Source organism: Paenarthrobacter sp. TE4293 (assembly GCF_050435325.1).
Lineage (GTDB): Bacteria > Actinomycetota > Actinomycetes > Actinomycetales > Micrococcaceae > Arthrobacter > Arthrobacter nitroguajacolicus_C.
Genome location: NZ_JBNJRY010000008.1, coordinates 150,113 through 171,952 on the forward strand (window position 1 = coordinate 150,113; position 21,840 = coordinate 171,952).

The 21,840-nt window shown below is 61.8% G+C and carries 16 protein-coding genes; 8 read left to right on the forward strand and 8 right to left on the reverse strand.

Going from position 1 to position 21,840, the window contains the following annotated elements:
- Positions 1-333: 333 nt before the first annotated feature.
- Entirely contained in the window at positions 334-1,731 is a 1,398-nt protein-coding gene (locus tag QF015_RS16915) for a formimidoylglutamate deiminase (RefSeq protein ID WP_429390232.1), read from the reverse strand.
- Complete coding sequence (locus QF015_RS16920; RefSeq protein WP_429390233.1) at positions 1,728-2,927, reverse strand: allantoate amidohydrolase; 1,200 nt, start codon at positions 2,925-2,927, stop codon at positions 1,728-1,730. Before QF015_RS16920 ends, QF015_RS16915 begins: the two co-directional genes overlap by 4 nt.
- Before the next feature lie 188 nt (positions 2,928-3,115).
- Between QF015_RS16920 and QF015_RS16925 the strand changes: the two genes are divergently transcribed.
- The 7 genes from QF015_RS16925 to QF015_RS16955 all read left to right on the forward strand — a co-directional run bounded on the left by QF015_RS16925 (position 3,116) and on the right by QF015_RS16955 (position 11,090).
- Positions 3,116-3,847 (forward strand): IclR family transcriptional regulator, encoded by a 732-nt coding sequence (locus QF015_RS16925; RefSeq protein ID WP_429390234.1) that lies wholly within the window; start codon positions 3,116-3,118, stop codon positions 3,845-3,847.
- Entirely contained in the window at positions 3,844-4,950 is a 1,107-nt protein-coding gene (locus QF015_RS16930; protein WP_429390235.1) for an ATP-binding cassette domain-containing protein, read from the forward strand. The genes QF015_RS16925 and QF015_RS16930 overlap by 4 nt, the downstream gene beginning before the upstream one ends.
- A complete protein-coding gene (locus QF015_RS16935; RefSeq protein ID WP_014923069.1) occupies positions 4,947-5,597 on the forward strand; it encodes an ABC transporter permease in 651 nt (216 codons plus the stop codon). The genes QF015_RS16930 and QF015_RS16935 overlap by 4 nt, the downstream gene beginning before the upstream one ends.
- A complete protein-coding gene (locus tag QF015_RS16940; RefSeq protein WP_429390236.1) occupies positions 5,558-6,310 on the forward strand; it encodes an ABC transporter permease in 753 nt (250 codons plus the stop codon). The genes QF015_RS16935 and QF015_RS16940 overlap by 40 nt, the downstream gene beginning before the upstream one ends.
- Before the next feature lie 100 nt (positions 6,311-6,410).
- Positions 6,411-7,325 carry an ABC transporter substrate-binding protein gene (locus QF015_RS16945; protein ID WP_429390237.1) on the forward strand — a complete coding sequence of 305 codons (915 nt, stop codon included), beginning with the start codon at positions 6,411-6,413 and terminating at the stop codon, positions 7,323-7,325.
- A 40-nt stretch (positions 7,326-7,365) separates the two neighbouring features.
- Complete coding sequence (locus QF015_RS16950) at positions 7,366-9,114, forward strand: urocanate hydratase (RefSeq protein ID WP_429390238.1); 1,749 nt, start codon at positions 7,366-7,368, stop codon at positions 9,112-9,114.
- A 530-nt stretch (positions 9,115-9,644) separates the two neighbouring features.
- Positions 9,645-11,090 carry an aromatic amino acid lyase gene (locus QF015_RS16955; RefSeq protein WP_310207322.1) on the forward strand — a complete coding sequence of 482 codons (1,446 nt, stop codon included), beginning with the start codon at positions 9,645-9,647 and terminating at the stop codon, positions 11,088-11,090.
- 149 nt (positions 11,091-11,239) lie between these two features.
- Here QF015_RS16955 and QF015_RS16960 read toward each other — a convergent pair whose 3' ends face one another.
- Positions 11,240-12,892 carry an MDR family MFS transporter gene (locus tag QF015_RS16960; RefSeq protein WP_429390239.1) on the reverse strand — a complete coding sequence of 551 codons (1,653 nt, stop codon included), beginning with the start codon at positions 12,890-12,892 and terminating at the stop codon, positions 11,240-11,242.
- A 132-nt stretch (positions 12,893-13,024) separates the two neighbouring features.
- Positions 13,025-13,498, reverse strand: a complete 474-nt coding sequence (gene rraA / locus QF015_RS16965; RefSeq protein WP_310207315.1) for a ribonuclease E activity regulator RraA — start codon at positions 13,496-13,498, stop codon at positions 13,025-13,027.
- 155 nt (positions 13,499-13,653) lie between these two features.
- Between rraA and QF015_RS16970 the strand changes: the two genes are divergently transcribed.
- On the forward strand, positions 13,654-14,958 hold the full coding sequence (locus tag QF015_RS16970; protein WP_429390240.1) for an MFS transporter: 1,305 nt from the start codon (positions 13,654-13,656) through the stop codon (positions 14,956-14,958).
- A gap of 2 nt (positions 14,959-14,960) precedes the next feature.
- Here the strand turns inward: QF015_RS16970 and QF015_RS16975 are convergent, their stop codons facing one another.
- The 4 genes from QF015_RS16975 to QF015_RS16990 all read right to left on the reverse strand — a co-directional run bounded on the left by QF015_RS16975 (position 14,961) and on the right by QF015_RS16990 (position 21,637).
- Entirely contained in the window at positions 14,961-15,845 is an 885-nt protein-coding gene (locus tag QF015_RS16975; RefSeq protein WP_429390241.1) for an FG-GAP repeat domain-containing protein, read from the reverse strand.
- 455 nt (positions 15,846-16,300) lie between these two features.
- A complete protein-coding gene (locus QF015_RS16980) occupies positions 16,301-17,554 on the reverse strand; it encodes an FG-GAP-like repeat-containing protein (RefSeq protein WP_429390242.1) in 1,254 nt (417 codons plus the stop codon).
- A 35-nt stretch (positions 17,555-17,589) separates the two neighbouring features.
- Complete coding sequence (locus QF015_RS16985; protein ID WP_429390243.1) at positions 17,590-19,365, reverse strand: FG-GAP-like repeat-containing protein; 1,776 nt, start codon at positions 19,363-19,365, stop codon at positions 17,590-17,592.
- 124 nt (positions 19,366-19,489) lie between these two features.
- The gene (locus tag QF015_RS16990; protein ID WP_429390244.1) at positions 19,490-21,637 is read right to left on the reverse strand and encodes an FG-GAP-like repeat-containing protein; all 2,148 of its coding nucleotides are present in this window, start codon (positions 21,635-21,637) and stop codon (positions 19,490-19,492) included.
- Positions 21,638-21,840 lie beyond the last annotated feature (203 nt).

Genomic DNA, 21,840 nt, shown 5'->3' on the forward strand with positions numbered 1-21,840 from the left:
GGAATGGTGGTGTGGGAGCGAAGTGCGGGACGTCGTCGGCTGTTCCGACGGGGACGCCGGTGCACTCGCGCTTCACAGTGTGGCACGTCATATCGGCCAAGTTCCAGTCAAGTGACCGACGTGACATGCATTCAGATTGTTAACGCATCACCTCCTGTTTGACGGCGGGGAGTTCGCTGTATGCCCGTTTGTCCGCGGGAGCGGGTGAGCCCTGATGGTGGTGGAAGGTTGTTGAGTCCACTAATTGAACGCAAAGTACGACGGCGGCAGGCAACTGAAGCGCCCACCTCAATGACCGCCGTCGTCATCTTTGCGGACGATGGAGGCGGTGGATCAGGAGAACTCAGTGAGTGCTTCGGTGAGAAGGCTGCCCGGCGAGCCGAGGCGTGCGTGGACGCCGTGTGCGGCAATCAGTTCTCCGTCGATGACAACGTGCGTGACGTCGCTCGCCGTCGCACTGAATGCCAGCTGCAGGGGCTGGGAACCGGCAGTCCGGGTAGAGGAGGGGTCGATGACCATGAGATCGCAGATTCCTCCGGTGTGCAGGGCTGATGAGGCAATGGGTGTAGCCATGCTGCGGGCCGCTCCTTCCGTGGCGGTGTGCAGCAGTTCCCCGGGGGAGAACCTCCCCCGCTGGCCGGAGCCCAGTCGTTCCCCGTGTTCCAAGGTGCGCATTTCAACCCAGGGATCGATCACTGCGTGTTGGTCCGTACCAAGGGCAATGGTGGCTCCGGCGTCGCAAAGTTCCCGGGCGGGGCCTATGCCGTCTGCGAGGTCGGCTTCCGTGCTGGGGCACATCACCACGGTGGTTGATGCTCCGCCCAGCAAGGAAATGTCGTGCTCCGTCAGGTGAGTGGAATGGACAGCCGAGAGCCGGGATGACAGGAGGCCATGGCGCTCCAAGAGACCCGTGGGAGTGGTGCCGTAGGCCTCCATGCAGGCACTGTTCTCGGCAGGTTGTTCGCTGAGGTGGATGTGAAGGGGAAGGTCCTGGGGCAGATGCTCGGCAACAACCTTCAGGGCCTCCTCCGGTACGGCGCGGACGGAATGCAGGGCAGCCCCCACGCCCACGCTCCCGGAGGGAAACTCCTTTGCGATGGCAGTGCGGAGGGAGAGCAACCGGTCCAGCCATGCCTCCACGCCAGCGTCGCCGAACCTTGCCTGTTCCGGGCTGAGGGGCGTGCCAATTCCGCCGGTCAGGTACAAAGTATCCAGAAGCGTAAGGCGGATCCCGGCGGACATCGCCGCGCGGGCAAGGGCCAACTCCATGGCGTGGGGCTCCGGGTAGGCCTCGCCGTCGGGTTGGTGGTGGACGTAGTGGAATTCGGCCACACTGCTGAAGCCGGTTACCACCATTTCCGCGAACACGGCAGTGGCGAGCTTCTCGTACTTTTCTGGAGTCAGCTCGGACGCGCTGCGGTACATCTGCTCACGCCACACCCAGAAGTCGCCGCGCCCAGCATGTGTTCTTCCGCGAAGGATCCTGTGGAAGGCATGGGAATGTGCGTTGGCAGCTGCCGGGAAGGTGACGCCCATCAGGGTTTTGTCACCGGGCTGGGGCCGGGTGTCGGTCTCGATGGCGGTGATGCGGCCATCGGTCGTTTCCAGACGCACTCCGGTGGCCACCTCCGGGACCGCGGGACGGCCGCCGTCGGGAGCGCCGAAGGTGCCGGCGTCGGGAGCGCTGCTGTTGCCGGCGACTATCGCGGTCTCGCACCAAAACGCGTTCACAGAAGTCCCTCCATGACATCAGCCAGCGCGACGGCACCCGCTGCGGCGTCCTCGTCGGCCACGTATTCCTCCGGCGAATGGGAGATGCCGCTGGGATTTCGGACAAAGAGCATTGCGGAGGGAACGTAGCCGGCCAACACGCCGGCATCATGCCCCGCACCTGTTGCCAGGGCGGGAGCGCCCGGCAAGAGATCGCTGATGCGACGGCTCAGGCCGGTATCGAAGTGGACGGTGTCGCTGTAGGACTCTTCCGTGAGGGTAACGGTGCAGCCTTCTGCCGCGGCTACATCCTGGGCTGCACGGTACAGCGATTCAATGAGGTGAGCGGTCACTGAGTCGTCGGGATGACGGGCGTCCAGCCAGAGGTCAACGCGGGAAGCAATGACGTTGGTTCCGCCCGGAACGGGTGTCAACCGGCCCACTGTCGCTCGGGCGTCCGGCTGCTTGGCAGCCGTGTCCCGGACGGCGAGAATGATCTGCGCGGCCGCGACCATCGGGTCGGCGCGGTCCGCCATGAGGGTAGTGCCGGCGTGGTTGCCTTGGCCGCTGACGCTGATTTTCCAGCGGCCGTGACCCAGGATTGAACTCCCTACAGCGATTGCGGGGCCATCTTGCCCCAGTCCCTTGCCTTGTTCGACGTGCAGTTCCACGAAGTCGCCGATGCGCGCCATGGCTTCGGGATCCGGACCGACATGTCGGGGATCCATGCCGTTGGCGCTGGCGATGTCGGCGAAGGAGTCCCCGTTGACGTCCCGCAGGTTCAGGGCCTTGTTGACATCGATCGCGCCCGTGAGGAGGCGCGAACCCAGGCAGGCGACGCCGAAGCGCGACCCTTCCTCTTCCGGGAAGACGGTGATGGCCAGCGATCGCGGAGGTTGGAATCCGCGGGCCTTGAGGATGTCGACGGCGGCCAATGCGGAAGCAACTCCGAGTGGCCCGTCGAACGCGCCTCCACCTGGTACTGAATCGAGGTGGCTTCCGGTGACGAGGGCGCCATCTTGGGGCTTGCCCCACCACGCCCAGATAATCCCGTTCCGGTCGGTTTGGACATCGAGTCCGCGTTGTTGGGCTTGCTCGACGAACCAGTGCCTGAGGTCGAGTTCGGGCGTTGTATACACGGCCCTTGAGTAGCCTCCGCGCGCCGCATCGCGGCCCACATCCTGGATCGAGGCCAGGAGTTGATTGACGGTTTCCACGTGTTCCTCCGATTGCAGACTGCCACCAAGTAAAAACCAGATGCCACTACATGACAAGGGGTTGGGTGACTGTTTACACGGCGGAAACATGCCCGGGCTGACGGCATGACACAGTCCTTCTCATAACTGGAATGAGAGGCAATCTTCCAAAAAAGTCTTGCCATTTGGTGAAAATTGATTTTTACTAAGTGGCAAGACATGGTGATGTAGACCACTTGAAAGCAGGTCAGGCAGTGGCAGCGGATTCTTCCACCCGAACAGTCGAGAGGGCGTTGGCCCTCCTCAGCGCAGTCTGCACTGACGGCTCCATCAGCCTCAGTGATGCAGCGCGGGTGGTCGATCTGTCCGCCAGCACAGCGCTCCGCCTCCTTCGCACCCTTGAAGGCAGCGGCTTCGTGACGCGGGATCCCGGCGGCAACTTCCGCCCGGGCGCCAGCGTCATCCAGCTGGGAGCGCTGGCATTGGGACAGGAATCATTGGTGTCGCTGTGCACACCGCACATGAAGCGGCTTGTGGCTGACACGGGCGAGTCCTGCTACTTGAGTATCCCCGGTCCTGGGGAAACCGGGATCTACATTGCCATCGTCGAAGGTACCCGCTCTGTCCGGCACACCAGCTGGGTCGGCAGGAGCATCCCGCTGGAAGGCTCCGCCGCCGGCAAGGTTCTCACCTGCGGGCAGAACGGCCGCGGTTACGCCATCGTGCGGAGCGGCGTTGAAGACGACATCACAGCCGTCGCCGCACCCATTGTGATCGGCGGCCGAACCGTGGCAGCCCTCAGCATTGTGGTGCCCAGCTACCGCTTGGACGAGGCGAAGGCCCAGACATTTGGCGAGGAACTGGTGAAGGTAGCCGACAACATCCTCGTGGACCCCGACGGAAACCATGAAGTGCCCCAGGAAAGCATGGAAAAGAAATGATCAAATTTGAAAATGTCACCAAGGCCTACCCTGACGGTACGGTGGCAGTCGACGGCCTCAACCTGGAGGCCCCTACCGGAAAGCTGACCATCCTTGTTGGTCCTTCCGGCTGCGGCAAGACCACCTCCCTGAGGATGATCAACCGCCTCATCGAACCCACCAGCGGCACCATCTACCTGGATGACCAGCCCACCTCCGGCATGGATGCAGCGTTGCTCCGCCGCAGGATCGGTTACGTCATCCAGCACGCAGGGCTCTTCCCGCACAAGACCATCGTGGACAACGTGTCCACCATGCCGATCCTCCTCGGCGAAAGCCGGCAGAAGGCCCGGACCAAGGCACTCGAACTGATGGAGCGCGTCGGGTTGCCCGCGAGCTTCGCCAAGCGTTATCCCTGGCAGCTGTCCGGCGGCCAGCAGCAGCGCGTGGGTGTGGCCCGTGCGCTCGCATCTGACCCTGCGTTCATGCTCATGGACGAGCCTTTCAGCGCTGTGGACCCGGTAGTGCGTGCGCAGCTCCAGGAGGAATTCCTCCGGCTGCAACGGGAAATCGGCAAGACCATCATCATGGTCACCCACGATATCGACGAGGCCCTCAAGCTTGGCGACCAGGTTGCCGTGATGCGCGTGGGCGGCAAGCTTGCGCAGATGGCGTCCCCGTCCGAGCTGCTGACCGCACCCGCAGATGAGTTCGTGGCTGACTTCGTAGGCCGTGACCGCGGCTACCGCTCGCTCGGGTTTACCAAAACGGCCGGCACTGTAGCCATCAGCGAAGAAGCTGTGGTTCAGCTCGGCGCTTCCGCTGACGAGGCCCGCGCCAGGGCGCTTGGTGCTTGGGTGTTGGTGGTCGACGGCGGCAGGAAGCCTCTCGGTTGGGCTCAGCCGGAGCTTCTCAATGGTGAGGTGAAGCGCGAAAATCTCAACCTCAGTGGCATCCCGGCAGCAGCGTCAGGAACCATGCGCCAACTGCTCGATGCTGCCCTCTCCTCTCCCAGCCGTCGTGGCGTTGTGGTCAACGAGCACGGAGAGCTGATTGGTACTGTGTCTGCCACGGACGTGGTCAAGGCCATTGAGGCGGAACCACACCTGGAGACGGTCCGATGAACTTCGAATGGCTGGGCCGTCAGTTCGACAACATCGTTTTCCTGCTCGGCTGGCATGTCCTGCTGGCCGTTACCCCGCTGATCCTGGGGCTGCTCATCGCACTGCCCCTGGGCTGGTGGGCACACCGCAGTCGTCGCATCTACCCACTGCTGGTAGGCGTGGCCGGCCTGCTTTATACCGTTCCGTCCTTGGCGTTGTTCGTGCTGCTGCCGCTGGTCCTTGGCACCAAGATCCTGGACCCGCTCAATATCGTTGCTGCCCTCACCATTTACACCGTGGCGCTGCTGGTCCGTGTGGTGGCCGATGCCCTGGATTCCGTGCCCGAGGACACCGTTCAAGCCGCCAAAGCCATGGGTTACCGCGGCTACCAGAGCCTATTGAAGGTTGAACTTCCCGTAGGTGTCCCGGTCATTTGCGCCGGGCTGCGCGTTGCTGCGGTCTCCAATGTCAGCCTGGTCTCGGTGGCGGCCCTGCTGGGCATTCCACAGCTCGGCTCCCTCTTTACACAGGGTTTCCAGCTCCGTTTCTACACGCCGATCATTGCAGGCATCGTGCTCTGCGTGGTTCTGGCCATGATCCTGGACGGGCTGATCATCCTCATCAACCGGTGGCTGACACCGTGGACCCCCAAGGTGGTGGCATCGTGAACTACTTGTTCGACCCCGCACATTGGAGCGGCGCCGACGGCATCCCTACGCTGATCGCCGAGCATCTCCTCTACTCCCTCATCGCACTGGCCATTGCAGCCGTCATTGCCGTGCCGCTGGGCATCTACATCGGCGTGACAGGCAAGGGCGTGTTCATGATCGCCGGACTTGCCAACGCCCTCCGGGCACTTCCCAGCGTCGGCCTGCTGATCCTGTTGGTCCTGCTCATCTCACCCGCGTTCCCGTCCCGCATGGGCTATGTCCTTCCCAGCCTTATCGTGCTGGTACTGCTGGCAGTTCCGCCTATCCTGACCAACACCTATGCCGGCGTTCGCGCAGTGGATGCTGCCGCCGTCGACGCCGCCAAAGGCATGGGCTTCCGCACCATGAAGATCCTCACGGACGTCCAGCTTCCTTGTTCACTTCCGCTGGTTTTGTCCGGTATCCGCAGCGCCCTGCTGCAAATCATCTCGACGGCGACCATTGCCGCCTACATTTCGCTCGGCGGCCTCGGCCGTCTCCTGATTGATGGCAAGGCCCAGAATGACTACGGCCAGATGGTTGCAGGCGCCGTCCTCGTTGCCTTGTTGGCCCTGTTCTTCGACCAACTCCTCGCCTTCATCACCCGCCGCGTTGTCTCACCAGGACTGACCCGGCGCACCATCAAGTCGGCTCCTGAGGCCGAACCCGTGAAGACCCCCGTCACGGTCTAATCAACACCCGGCGCCGGCAATCCGGCGCGCAGGATTCACCTCCCACCCACCCCCACCTGGCCGCTGCATGCCCTGCAGCGCCCATTCCAGGAGAGTTGACATGAAGAAGTACCTCACCGGATTCACCCTGGCGGCCGTCGCTGCCATCACCCTGAGCGCCTGCGGCGGCGGGGACCCCATGAGCACGTCCAACACAGCCGCAGCAGGAGCCTCGAGCGACAGCATCATCGTCGGTTCCGCGGACTTCCCGGAGAGCCAGCTGATCGCCAAGATCTACGCCGAGGCACTGAAGGCCAAGGGCGTCGAGGTCACCGAGAAGCCGAGCATCGGCAGCCGCGAGGTCACCATTCCCGCACTCAAGGACGGTTCCATCGACCTCATGCCGGAATACGGCGGTGCTCTCCTGCAGTACCTCGACTCCGCCACCAAGGCAGTCTCCTCAGAAGAAGTGGCAAAGGAACTGACCACCAAGATCCCGGCCGGCCTCAGCGTCCTGGAGGCCTCCAATGCCCAGGACAAGGATGTCCTGGCGGTCAAGAAGGACATCGCTGATCAGTACAAGCTGAAGACCATCGAAGATCTCCAGCCCGTCGCCAAGGAGCTGGTGCTCGGCGGTCCGCCGGAGTGGAAGACCCGCCTCAACGGCGTCGCAGGCCTGAAGTCCGTCTACAACCTTGAGTTCAAGGAATTCTCAGCGCTCGACGCCGGTGGGCCGCTCACGTTGAACGCCCTCCTTTCCGGTCAGGTACAGGTAGCGGACCTCTTCAGCACGGATCCGGCGCTGGCAGAGAACAACCTGGTGGCACTTGAGGACAACAAGAACCTCTTCCTGTCGGAGAACATTGTCCCCGTTATCAACCAGAAGAAGTCCACGGACACCGTCAAGGAAACCCTGGACAAGGTTTCTGCAGCGCTTACTACTGAGGACCTGATCAAGATGAACGGCCGTGTGGCCAAGTTCGAGGATATTGGCGAAATCGCCAAGGAATGGCTCAAGACCAAGAACCTGGGCTGATCCCGCTGGTTTGTGGCCGATTGCTTTAGAGGAGTAAAGAATGACTGCCGATTTCACTACAGGTGCCCGTCCGGTTAAGGCCGCGCGGGGTACTGAGCTCACTGCTAAGTCGTGGCAGACCGAAGCGCCGTTGCGTATGTTGATGAACAACCTGGATCCGGAGGTGGCTGAGCGTCCGGGCGATCTGGTTGTTTACGGTGGTACCGGCCGTGCGGCGCGCTCGTGGGCTGCGTTTGATGCGATTACCCGGACGCTGGAAACGATGGAGAAGGACGAGACCTTGCTGGTGCAGTCGGGGAAGCCGGTGGGTGTGTTCCGCACCCACGAGTGGGCGCCGCGGGTGTTGTTGGCGAATTCGAATCTGGTGGGGGATTGGGCGACGTGGCCTGAGTTCCGCCGGCTCGAGGCTGAGGGTTTGATGATGTACGGCCAGATGACGGCCGGTTCCTGGATCTACATTGGTACCCAGGGCATCCTGCAGGGCACGTATGAAACGTTTGCCGCGGTCGGGAACAAGCTCGCTGCCGCCAGGCAGAGCACCGGTCGGCACCCTGCGCCTGCCGTTGAGGGTTCGACTGAGGGGCCGTTGGCCGGGACCCTGACCTTGACTGGTGGGTGTGGTGGTATGGGCGGGGCGCAGCCTTTGGCGGTGACGTTGAATGATGGTGCCTGCTTGATTGTTGATGTGGACGAGTCGCGTCTGCGTCGGCGGGTGGGGAAGCGGTATCTGGATGAGGTCGAAACCGATTTGGATACTGCGATCGCGAAGGTCCAGGCTGCGAAGGATGAGCGTCGTGGCTGGTCGGTGGGGTATGTGGGCAACGCCGCGGAGGTCTTCCCGGAGTTGCTGCGCCGCCACAAGGCCGGCGAGCTGACCATTGATGTGGTCACCGACCAGACCAGTGCCCATGATCCGTTGTCGTACCTGCCCGAGGGCATCACCGTGGCCGAGTGGCATGCTGAAGCCGCGGCGGATCCGGAAGGGTTCACGAAGAAGGCGCAGGCGTCCATGGCCCGGCAGGTCCAGGCGATGGTGGAGTTCCAGGATGCCGGCGCTGAGGTGTTCGATTACGGCAACTCGATCCGTGACGAGGCCCGCAAGGGCGGGTATGACCGGGCGTTTGAGTTCCCCGGGTTCGTCCCGGCGTACATTCGACCTTTGTTCTGCGAGGGGCTGGGCCCGTTCCGTTGGGTTGCCCTGTCGGGTGATCCGGAGGACATCCGGGTCACTGATGAAGCGATCAAGGAGTTGTTCCCGGAGAACAAGCACCTGCATAAGTGGATCGACGCTGCGGCCGAGCGGGTGGAGTTCGAGGGCCTGCCGGCCCGTATTTGCTGGCTCGGGTACGGTGAGCGGGCCAAGGCCGGGTTGTTGTTCAACCAGCTCGTTGCTGAGGGCAAGGTCAAGGCTCCGATCGTGATCGGCCGTGACCACCTGGACTCCGGTTCGGTCGCGTCTCCGTACCGGGAGACCGAGTCGATGAAGGACGGCTCGGACGCGGTCGCTGACTGGCCGTTGCTGAACGCCCTGACCGCGGCATCCTCGGGCGCTACTTGGGTCTCCATCCACCACGGTGGTGGTGTCGGTATTGGCCGGTCCATCCACACTGGCCAGGTCTCCGTCGCTGACGGCACTGAACTGGCAGCCCAAAAACTGGAACGACTCCTGACCAACGACCCCGGCATGGGCGTCATCCGCCACGTCGACGCCGGTTACGACCGCGCCGTCGACGTCGCCAACGAACGCGGCGTCCGCATCCCCATGAACGAGGCAGCCAGCGCGCGCTAGCAGCGCCTCAAAATAGCAGCAATCCCAAAGGAAAACCTTGGACGGCTAGGCAGAGTGGACTCCTGCATAGCCGTCCAGGGGCAACCAGGGCATCAGGACTCAAAACATTCAGCACACCTCTCTGAGAGCGAGGAAACGCACCATGGACAGGGAAAGTCCGGGAATGTGGGCATCAGTCGTCATCGGAGCGCAGGTGACCATGACAAAACGCGGCCACAACCCGTTCAGAGGGACTGTAGATGATAGAACGGCCGATGGAACAATCCTGTGGATCCGCTCCAGGACGGGGATTCGCAAGCTGTTTCACACAGGAGACGGGTTTCAGTTGACCCCTGGTGGACGATGACGAAACAACTCGCACACCGGGCTCTCCAACCTGATACGGCCACTCCTGCTCCTGCTGGGGATGAATATTCATACCGAGCCCCGGCAGGCGTAGGACAGACCCGGTTATCTTGTCCGGAGAACTGCTTCTACTGCACTGCGCCGGAAACTGATTAGTGCCGGAGACTGATGGAAAGGACCGGTTTATGGTTGTGATCGATGGCTTGACGCTGGACTTGGCGGACGTCGTGGCGGTAGCCGACGGCGAAGACGTCTCGTTGGCCCCGGAGGCAATGGCTCGAATGGACGAATCCCGGAAGTCCGCAGTGGCTACAGCCCTGCGTCGTCCGGTCTACGGCCGATCAACGGGCGTCGGCGCAAACCGGACAGTTTCCCTGACGGAAGCCGACGGAGGGGACACCCACGGGCTGAAGCTTTTGCGTAGCCACGCAGTGGATGCGGGCAAGCCGCTGGACCGCAGGACCGTCCGTGCAATGCTGGTCGTCAGGCTCAGCCAACTGGCCGCTGGCGGATCCGGAATCAACCCCGCCATTGCCGTAGCGTTGGCGGACCTCATCAACTCCGAGGTAGTTCCTGAGGTCCGGGAGTTCGGTGGCATAGGAACTGCTGACCTGCAGGCCCTCGCCGGGACGGCGCTGACGATGCTGGGCGAACGTCCGCCGTTGGGCGGCGGTGAGGTACCGGTTCGCCTGACAGAGTGGGCCACTGCCGATGCTCTGCCCTTTATCAGTTCCAGTGCACTCACTATTGGTCAAGCGATCCTGGCTCAACAAAAACTGTCGAGCCTTATCGACAAGGCAACGTCGGTGGCCGCACTGTCCTTCATCGCGATGTCCGGCAACTCCGAGGCCCTGAGCCCTGCCGTTGCGGCCGCTGCCGACACGTCCGCAGTAGCAGACGCAGCCCGCACCCTTCATGCCATGGTCCAAGGCAGCACTCAGCCCGCCCGAATCCAAGACCCGTATTGCTTGAGGACTCTGCCACAGGTCTTCGGCTCCCAAGCAGAGGAACTCGCTGCCTTGGGTGCTCTGCTGAGTCGCCTTGTGACAGCAGGCAATGAGAATCCGCTCGTCCACGGCACCCCGTCCGACGGTACGAACGATGTGGCCCACCATGGGCTCTTCCAGATGACCAACCTCGCCCGCCGTCTGGATACGTTGGAGCTTGCCATCGGCGCGGCGTGTGCAACCCACCTGCGGAGGATCGGCCTCCTGTGCGATACCAAGTACACGGGCCTGCACCCGTTCCTGGCGGAGGACGGTTCAGGTCAGTCGGGGGTGATGATGCTCGAGTATGTGGCGGCTGCCGCCGTCGGACGGATTAGGGCCGGCGCCCAGCCGGTGAGTCTGCAAACCGTGGTGCTGTCGCTCGGGGCCGAGGAGGATGCCAGCTTTGCAAGCGTGGCCACCGCGCAGTTGGAGTCGACGGCGGACGCACTTGCCGCCGTCGCCGCCGTCGAACTCGTCTGTGCTTCCCGGGCCTTGCGCTTGCAGGGGCGGCGTCCAGAGGAGTTCCACAGCCCCAGGCTGTGCGCCATGATGCAGGCAGGCTTTACTCTGCCTTCCGAGGTACACGACCGGGATCTTCGCGGTGATCTGGAGCAGGCCATCGAACTGATGAAGGCTTCGTAATAGGAGACATTGCGGACGAGTTGGCCGGCATCACGGTCCAAAGCAAACGGCAGGCGGTCCGAAGACTGCCTGCCGTTTCTTGAATCAACTGCTATTAACCAGGCCCATTTGAGCCAACTCCTTACGAGCAGGCTCTTTCTGTCCGGCCGTCAGTGGGCCGGCACCGACTCCTTGGCTGCTGCCTTCGGATCGGTGAGCTTCTTGTTCGGCAGTGCGAAGCTGATCAGGAAGGCAAGGATCATGAGTCCGGCCGCAGTGAGCATCACAACGTCGATCGCCTGGGCAAAGCCCTCGGTAATAGGCCGTGTCAGCGTGCTGTTGGCCGAGTGGAGCCAACTGGTGTCATTCAGGGACTCGTTGTTGGCGCCGTTCTTGAAGAAGTCGAAGAGCTTGGCGTTGGCGGGGTCGGATGCCACAGCCGGGTCCTCCATCACGGCCTGGTAGTCCGGGCTGGATGCTGCCGTCTTCATGCCGTCGGCGATCTTGTCAGCTGCGGTGCTGAACAGCATCGAGATGAACACCGCGGTGCCCACTGCGCCACCCATGGAGCGGAAGAACGCAGCCGTGGAGGTGCCGACGCCCATGTCCTTCGGCGGAACCGAAACCTGCATGGCGAGCGTGAGGGGCTGCATGCAGAAGCCCAAACCCACGCCGAAGAAGACAGCGATCAGACCGGGGACCCACAAACCGGTATCGACTCCCAGAACAAGCCCCATGACGGTAGCTGCGCCTGCCAGGATGGCCGTGCCGAGGATGGGGAAGATTCTGTAGACGCCCGACGACGAGATCGTGCGGCCGGCAGAGATGGAACCGAACAGGATGCCCACGGTAAACGTGATCATCATCAGACCTGCCTCAGTGGGTGTCAGGCCCTTGACCAGCTGCAAGTACATAGGCAGCATGGCGATGGCGCCAAACATGCCGATGCCGATGATGAAGTTCAGCAAAGAAGAAAGGCCGAACGTTGTGTTCTTGAAGAGCCGCAAGGGAATCAGGGCGTAATCGCCGGCGCGCTTTTCGGCGAGCAGGAACGCCACGATGCCAATGACGCCCAGTCCGTAGCAAAGCCACGACCCGGCGGATGACCAGCCCCAGGTGCGGCCCTGTTCTGCCACCAACAGCAGCGGCACAATGGCCAGGGTAATCGCCGCAGCACCCCAATAGTCGATCTTTTGCTTTACATGCCTGGCCGGCAGGTGCAGGTACAGGAAGACCACTACAAGGGCAGCCAATCCGATGGGCAGGTTGATGAAGAAGACCCAGCGCCAGCCGTCAAAGCCCAAGATGTTGGACGAACCTGCGAAGGCGCCACCGATCACCGGACCCAGCACGGAAGAAATGCCGAACACCGACATGAAGTAGCCCTGGTACTTGGCCCTGTCCTTCAACGCGACGATGTCGCCGATGATGGTCAGCGCCAGGGCAAGCAGACCACCGGCACCGAGGCCCTGGATGCCGCGGGCAATCGCCAGTTCGGTCATGGAGTGGACCGACCCCGCGTACAGCGAGCCAGCCAGGAAGATCACGATGGCCACAAGGTACAGCGGGCGCCGACCGAAAATGTCGCTGAGCTTGCCGTACAGCGGGGTGCTTACCGTTGAGGTGATGAGGTACGCCGTGGTGGCCCACGCTTGGAGCGAGAGGCCGTCGAGATCGTTCGCGATGGTGTAGATGGACGTAGACACGATGGTCTGGTCCAACGATGACAGGAACATGCCGAGCATGAGTCCCACCATGACGGTAAGGGTCTGACGGTGGGTCAGGACCTCCCCGGCGGCCCGGACGGGCGTGGTTTTGGACATATCTTCTCCAGAGGTGGCAGAAAAGTGGATTAAGCAGGATAGTTGCTTTCAGTAACTATCTTACTGCCCGGTTGATTCCCGAGGGGAGAATATTTCTTCCACTTTCCCTCTAAGTCGGCTCCCGCGGAAGAGTCAGCGCTCTATCAGGATGCCGTCCGGGTCGCAGTAGATCATCACGCCGGGCTGGATCCGGACGCGATCGATCACGAGTTCCACGTCCACCTCACCGACGCCTGTCTTGGCGCTCTTCTTTGGGTTGCTGCCCAGGGCCTTGACGCCAAGGGGCAGGCGCGCAATCGCTTCCCGGTCCCGGATGGCACCGTTGATCACCACGCCGGACCAGCCATTGGCTACAGCGCTCGCTGCAATCAGGTCGCCCATGAGTGCGGTGCGAAGGGACGCCTGTCCATCAATGACCAGAACGGCTCCGTCACCGGGGGTGTTGAGGACGGTCTTCACCAGCGCATTGTCTTCAAAGCACCTAATAGTGCGGACAGGTCCGTGGAAGTGGGTGCGCCCACCCAGGTTGTGAAACTGAACGGCTATGGATTCCAGTTCCTCGCCACGCTCGTCGTAGAGGTCGGCGGTATTGATTTGCTCGCTCACTGAACTTCTCCTATCGCTTTGAGGCCACACTAACGCTGACATGGGGGCGGAGCCGTGCTTGTAGCGGCCTATGTGGATAAAAGGCCCGACGGCGGTTGAGTGCCGTTCCGCCGCGCTAGGCTGAATCCGAACATCCAAATGAGGGGGAACCTGCCATGAGCTTGTCCGACCTGCCGGGTCCGGTGCCGGATCCAGCCGTCGCCCACGGCGCAGCCACCACGGCCCTTGCTGAACCGGTGGTACGAGTGCGTCCGCTGTGGGTCACCGGAGTTGTGCTGGTCAACCTGGGCATCAACGCCGCCTTCTTCGGCCCCCTCCAAGTATTGCTGGGCCAACAGGCAGCCCACTTTGATGAGGGCCAGAAGGAGGCGATCCTGGCATTGGTCACCGGGTGTGGTGCGGCTGTTTCGATGGTGGCGAACCCCTTGTTCGGTGCCTTCAGCGACCGCACTACGTCACGGTTCGGCCGACGTGTGCCGTGGGTTCTGATGGGCGCCATTCTTGGAGCCGTGGCGCTGGTTGCCCTGGCAGGCGCTCCCAACGTAGCCGTCATGACCTTGCTGTGGTGCCTTGTACAGGCAGGAGCCAACGCCATGTACTCGGCGATTACGGCGGCCGTGCCAGACCGTGTACCGGTGCCCCAGCGCGGAACCGTTGGCGGGTTGGCGGCCATGGGCCAGACGGTGGGTATCCTCGTTGGCGCGGTGATCGCAGCTGTAGTGGCCGGTAACTTCGCAGCCGGTTACTGGGTGTGCGCAGCAGCGTTGCTGGCCGGCGTCGTTGTTTATCTTTTCAAGAGCGACGACCAGCCGCTGCCGCGATCGGGTCGTCCCCCTTTCAAACTGAAGGACTTCCTCAAGGGTTTTTGGGTTTCACCGAAACGCTACCCCGACTTTGCCTGGGCCTGGCTGACCCGGCTGCTGGTCAGCACTGGTAATCACATGGTCACGTTGTATTTGCTCTTCTTCCTCAGCGACGCCGTGCACCTTGAGGAAACCGAGGGAATCAAGCCCGAGCTTGGCGTTCTCATTCTCACCGGCCTGTATGCCGTAACGGTGATCATCACCAGCGTCGTGGGCGGGCGGTTGAGCGACAGGATGGGTAAACGGAAGCCGTTGGTGATCGCGTCGTCCGTCATCATCGCTGTAGCGTCACTGATCCTCGCCTTTGCACCCACATGGATCGGAGGACTTGCTGGAGCACTTGTGCTCGGAATCGGATTCGGAGCCTATCTTGCCGTGGACTTCGCGCTGATCACCCAGGTCCTGCCTACAGCACTGGACCGAGGCCGGGACCTGGGCATTATCAACATCGCGAACTCGCTGCCCCAGGTGGTAGCGCCACTGATCGCGTTCCCGTTTGTCGCATACTGGGGCGGCTACATCTCCCTGTACATAGCCGCCGCCGTCATCGGCCTGCTGGGTGCCGTGTTCGTAGTGAAGATCAAGAGCGTCGACTAGGCCTAGAAGACGGCCGTGAATCCTCCCCAGCCCCAGCCGACGACGGAAGATCCTTTCCAACGGTATCCCGCAATTCCCCACGTCTTGTAGCCGGAAGGGTCACCCAGATACATGGTCAGCCGACCTGCGTTGTCGATCCCGTAAACGTCGGAATCCCCATCGCCGTTGAAGTCACCGGCTGCACCTATACGGGCCATTGATTCCCAGCCCCACCCGATGGAGCCGGCAAATCCGCCGGGCATGCCGTATTCTTCGAACCACCCGTTGCGGTGGGTGGTACGAACCTCCAAGTTCCCCCAGAACGGGCGGGTGAGAACAACAAGGTCAGCTGTCCCGATAAAGTGTCCGGCACCCACGGCGTAGTAGCGTTCCCATCCTTGCCCAATCCGCGTCGGTGTAAGCCAACCACCCTGACCGTTGCCTGGATACAACACCAGGTTGCCTGCTGAATCTTTGGCGAGAATGTCGTTGGTGCCGTCTCCGTTGAAGTCGCCGGGAGTGATGAGATCCGTGAATCCCTGCCATCCCTGACCTATTTGCCGTGCCTTCTTCCAGCCTCCCGAACCGTTTCCTTGGTAGAGGAAGAGCCTCCCTTGAGCATCACGGGCCACGACGTCGACGGTGCCATCGCCGTCAAAGTCCCCGGGGGAAATCAGAAGGTTGAAACTGTTCCAACCCCACCCGATGACCTGTGGTGCCTGCCAGTTGCCCCGCCCATCGGTGGGGTAAAGAAGCAGTCGGCCTGATCCGTCCCTGGCGAAGATGTCCAGTGTGCCATCTCCGTTGAAGCCGCGGGCGCGGGCGGCGGCAGCTACCCGGAGTGGATGGGCTGCCTGAATGGTGCTCACGGAATCGGCGTCGTACCTGATGGTTACAGATGCCGCCACAACGCGTCCCAGATCAACTGACGAAGCACGGTAGGTCGGACCACTTTCCCCCGGGATGACCACACCATCGCGGGTCCAGGTGTAGGAAACGGAAGCCGACCCGCCTTCCGGTGAGACGTGGCCAAAGGTATTTGAGACATCTACTTTGAGTAGACCCCCCACTGTCGGGTCCCCGCCCAAAAGGGGGGTGCCACTGATGTACACATCGCGGGTGGGAACGGAGGCCGGACCCGCTGCCTGTGCCGGCATTGCCGGAGCCAGAAGCAGTCCGGCAACAAGGGACGCCGTGAGGGCTGAAAGAAGTGGCCGCCGCTTGGGCCTGGCCTGGTGTGATGAATAGGAGTTCAAGATTTCCTCATGATGAGACCGGCCGATGTGGCCATGCAAAGTGGTTAATGCTGAAACCCGTCAGCTTCCGGCTGGGGTTTGGCGAGAACGTGTTCGTGTGGTGAGGCCTAGAAGACGGCCGTGAATCCTCCCCAGCCCCAGCCGACGACGGATTGCCCGGACCAACGGATGCCGGGTTGTCCACTGGTCATGAAGTCGCTTCCCTTGTTGTAGTACATGGTGAGTCGTCCGGCGGTGTCAACGCTGAAGATATCCACGGTGCCATCGCCGTTGAAATCGCCCGCCGAACCCACGAACGGGAAGCCATCGAACCCCCAGCCGATATCCGAACTGCCGCCATCCAGCCGGCCACTCCGGCTGGCCTCGCGCAGCGTGAGGCGTCCGTAGATGCGGGACACAATTCCAAGGCTGTTCTTGCCGCCGAAGTGACCCACGGTGAAGACAGGATCATTGTTGACCCAATAGGTGTCAACGCCGTAGGGCTGAAGGAATCCGCCCCTGCCGTTGCCGGGGTAGAGGATGGCTTGGTACCACGGGTCCACAACGATCAGGTCATTGCTTCCATCGCCGTTGAAGTCACCAGCCGCAGAGACGGTCCTGAAGTTCTGCCAGCCCTGGCCAATTTGGAAGGCCTTCTTCCAACCTCCGGTCCCGTTGCCCTGGTACAGGAACAACCGCCCTTGTGCGTCACGGCCGATGACGTCCACCGTGCCATCGCCGTCGAAGTCGCCTGGAGAGAACAGGGTATTGAAAACATTCCATCCCGTCCCAAGAACTTGGGGTGAACGCCAGTTACCCCGGCCATCTGTGGGGTAGAGGAGCAGACGCCCGGCAGTGTCACGGGCAAAGATGTCCAGGGTGTCGTCGCCGTTGAACCCCCTGGCGCGGGGCTTGGCGGCAATCCTCAGGGGATAGTCCGCTTGCAACGTGAGTCTGGATTCGGCGTCGTAGGAGACTGTGACAAAAACGGCGATCACGCGGCCGAGGTCCGCGGAGGTGGCCCGATATGTTGAGCCGGTCGCTCCCGGGACAGTTTGGCCGTCCCGGGTCCATTTATAAGAGAAAGACGGCGTGCCACCCTCCGGAATAACAAATGGCGCGTAGCCTCCGAGCTCTGCCTTGAGCAGGCCGCCCACCGTGGGGTCGCCGTTGAGTTGAGGTTGACCCATGTAAACCTGGCGGACCGAAGTCGACAGAGTAGTCGATGGGCGGTCAGCGGCATTCAAGGGGAGCGCCGCCTTGGCAGGGGCAGCGAGCAAAGGAGCAGACATGACCGCTGCCAGCACCGTTGCGGTCACGATGCGCAGGAAGCGCTGCTGGCGGCTGGCCTTGGACAGTGGAAGGGCAAGTGCAAGGTTCAAGATTCCCCCCGGGGATGGATAGTCGGTAAACGGGTTTAGAACACAGCGGTCAAGTAGCCCCAGCCGCTTCCGGGCTCTTGAGTTTGGCGGTAGTAGCTGTATTGTTCAGTGGTCATCTGCTCGGTTTTGAAGACACCTTGGTCGGTGACGCTAAAGAAGTAATTGAAGCGATCAGACGAGTTGAAGCCGCCCAAGCCGCCCATGAAGAGGCTGGAGCCGTAGTTCCCCTGCAATACCTTCGAAGATAGCCAGCCGCCCTTGCCGTCCGGGTAGTAGGCGAGCAGCCTGCCGTCCATTGCGCGCCCAAGAAAGTCCGAGACGCCGTCTCCGTTGAAGTCACCGGGGGTGAACACCTTGTTGAAGCCCTGCCATCCCTGGCCCACCTGTGCCGCAGCCAGCCACCCGCCGCGTCCATTGCCGGGGTAAAGGAAGAGCCGACCCTGGGTGTCGCGAGCCAGGACGTCGCTGGTGCCGTCACCATTGAAGTCACTGGCGGGGATGATTTCACTGAATCCGGCCCACCCGGTTCCGATGACCGAGGAACCAAGCCAGCCCCCGCGCCCGTCTCCACGGTACAGCCATAACTGTCCCGACTTGTCGCGGGCCATAACGTCCATGGCGCCGTCTCCGTCGAAGTCGCCTGGAGACATCAATGAAGTGAAGCTTCCCCATCCCCAGCCCACGTCCTTGCTGCCGTTCTGGAAGGCGCCGTAAGAGCCTCCGGAGAAGAGGGTAAGGGTTCCATTCGGTTTCCTGGTAAAGACATCGGGCTTCGCATCTCCGTCGAAGTCCCTCACCAACGACTGGTACCTTACGGGCAGGGGGTTGCCGCTGCGGAATACTCCCACAATACTTCCGGCGTAACTGATGATCGCCGCGACGCCGAGTTGTTTGCCTGCGTCCGAGGGTTTAGGTGTGTACGTGGCTCCCGTCGCTCCAGGAATAGCTTCGGTATAGTTCAGCAGCCACTGATAGGTCACAGTCGGCTTAGCGCCTGCTGGCAACCCTTGAATGGTGGTCGGGTCAAATACAGCCTTTGAGGTTGCCTTTACAGCGGGAAAACCAACGACGGACGGGCTCGCAGCCGAAGCCAGGAAAAACGGCCTGCTCTCTACGGTTTCGGCACGATGACCTTCAGCCAATGCCGTCAGTTTCAGTGTCAGGCCCGAGCCCGTGCCTGCAAGGCCTCGACTGACGTCGAACCAGCCGTTTATCCCCTCATAGGAAGCAGTGAGGACACCGTCGCGGTACCAGGTGAATACGTAGGAGGTAGGCTGGACCGCCCACGCTCCGTAGCTGATTTCGTAATTCCATCTGTCAAACCCCGAGCCCTTTTGAATCCCAAGGGTTGGAAGCGAGGTGTTGGTGTTCGGTGCCAGCTCCTTGACTGGATTGCTCACTGTGAAGTCAAGGGATTCCCACGAAACGGGCAACTTGTAAGGTCCCGTGAAGTTCCGGGAGTAAGTCCATGTCTCCGAGCCGTAGGTTAGACGCACCTGTTGGAGCTTGTGTGGTCCGTCGAAGAACGCATCTCCAGTGACTGTCACCGAACCGGTTGCGTCCAAAGTTCCGGCGGCCGGCGTTCCGGACCACTCGACGTCGTGTTTTGTCACCAACGACTCGTCCGAATAGGTGAAAACCACTCTTTGAGCCCGCTGCGACAGGGTGAAGTTGATCTGCACTTTGGCTCCTGGAACTACGGAGGCCGGAGACAGACGCTTGATCGACGTAAATTGCGGCACTGGCTCCTCGGCTGCGGCCGCCGGAGCAGCCGTCAGTGCAGCTGTGGGTGCAAGCATGGCTGCTGACATCGTCAATCCCATCAGCAGGGCAAGTAGCCGACGAACTGTGCGCTTTCGTCCAGGCATGGCTGCTTTGGTTGTGATCAATTGGTCCCCCGGGGATGTGAAGTGAATACCAGCATGATGTTGATGCCTAGAAGACAGCAGTGAATGCGTTCCAGCCCCAGCCAATGGTGGCCTGACGCTTCAAGGCGATGTGGCCTAAACCATAGAACATGGTCAATCGCCCATCCGGGTGAATCCCGTACACCTCCGGGACCCCATCGCTGTCAAAATCCCCAGGTGCTCCGATGCGGCTGAAAGTCTCCCAGCCGTGGCCCGCATAGGCACTGAAGGCATTTGGAGTCCAACTGTTGTCGTAGAAGTATCCGTTTCCGGATCCGCCGTAGGCCCTGAGCTCTCCGCGGCTGTCACGGGCAAAAATTGACCGTGACGCCGGTGAGACGAAAGTATCAAATTCGCCCCAGCCGCCGCTCAGCACGTGCGGAGTTAGGAAGCCGCCGCGACCGTTCCCGGGATAGAAGACCATGGTATTGGACGAGTCCCTCGCAATAAGGTCCGCGGTGCCATCGCCGTTGAAGTCGCCCGGCGCCACGATGTCCTTCATGGAACCCCAGCCCTGACCGATCTGGAACGAGCGCAGCCAACCACCCTGGCCGTTGCCTTGGTAGAGGTAGAGCCGCCCTGCTCCATCGCGGGCAATGACGTCCACGTTCCCATCCCCGTCGAAGTCGCCCGGTGAAAGAAGGGAGTTGAACCCGTTCCAGCCCTGACCTATTTTCTGCGCCGTCAGCCAGCCACCTTGTCCATTGCTGGGGTACAGCCAGAGATTCCCGCCACCATCCCTGGCGAAGATGTCCCCTGTGCCGTCCCCGTTAAAACCCTTTCCCCGTGTTTTGTTGGCGAGTGTGCCAACCAGGTCCACCACCGACGTGCCTGTTGAGCCAGCGTCGAACCTCGCCGTGACTCCGGCTGTGATGATGGTGCCCTTGTCGGCAAGGCTCGGTCGGTAATCGCGGGACGTTGCGCCAGGAATTGGGGTGCCGTTGCGCTTCCAGACATAGGTGTAGCTCGCTTGCCCTCCGACAGGGTCCACGCTGGCGGGGCCATGGTCCAGCCAAAGATGGCCTCCCACGGACGCATCACCGTTGATGTGCAGGTTCAATATCGAGACGCTTCGGGGCATCGGCCCGAAAGCGTGGGTCGCGGCAGTCGTAGGCAGGTAGCCCGGGGCCCGTACTAACATCTTCGCCCAGATCATGTTTGCGGGGTCGGAATACATATTGGACTGGTATTGATCTTCGATTTCGTAATCGATGGGCGAACCGTTCCGATACCACTGAAAGTTCGAAAAGGTTGGTTCTGCCGGCCATGTTCCACGCTGGATACTGAGGACGGTATTGGGAACCAGCTCCCCGGAAATACTCGGCGCCACCGTTGGGACCAGCTTCTGCAGCACTTTGGCAGGGTTGCTCACCGCAAAGTCGCCCGTAGCAAGTCCTGCCCGCACAGCGGTTCCCAACGGAACAGGCGACGTCCGTTCCAGCGTGCCATCGCGGAGGTAGGAGTCCTTGGCCAGCCCATCGAAGTAGGAAACCTCCACGCGCTCCAGCGTGTACTTACCGGATGCCTGGGCAGCAGTGACCGCTCCGGTAGCGGTGACGGTCTGCGGGCCCGGGGCGGGGTTGCCTGCCCAGACCAACTCGAAAGTAGTCACCTCGGAGGCGTCACGGTAAACCAGCCTGACATTCTGAGCCAGTTGGGAGAGCTTCACCTGCACGCTGGCCGTCTGGCCCGGCGCAACGGTGGCCTTTGTCGGAACCAACGAGACAGGAACAGGTGCCACATAGGTCAGCGACGGGTTCTTGACCTTGAAGTCCTGTGCTGCTGGATCACCGAAGGGGGAGGTTCCTGTGCCAGGTGGGTACACGCTTCCGCCGCGGTAATAGACCTGGGAGGCACCGGCAAGGCTAATCACTTGCACGTAGCTGACTTCCATCGCGCCGTTTGGCCAGGAAGAAGCCGAGGCAACGCCCGCCACGGTCCCGGCCTTGGCCCCCGCGGGAGCGGCCCACGCCAACGTGTGTGTCCCGGCGGCACTTCGCAATGAAACTTCAACCCGCTTGACCGCCACGGAAGTCGTGAAGTTGAACGTGACTGGCGCGCCGGCGTCGACCGTTGCAGGTGAGACCCGCACGAAAGTCGAGAGGACCGGCGCGGCGGCTACCGCGGGTGAAACGGGCGTCAACACCACAGCCGCCACAACAACGGCAAGCGTCATCAGAAGCGCGCGAACCACCGCGGATGCAGCACGAAAGCGCAGAGCAGGATGAGACCCCAAGATTCCCCCAAATGGTGCAGACCAGAGCGGCCTGTCGAGGCCAATTGAGATGAGAATACAGCCCGTCCTCCGCGAGGACAGCTATTGGTATGGGATTATCTTTATTCGCCGGATTGTGTCGTGCGTCAAACCCAAAACTCAAC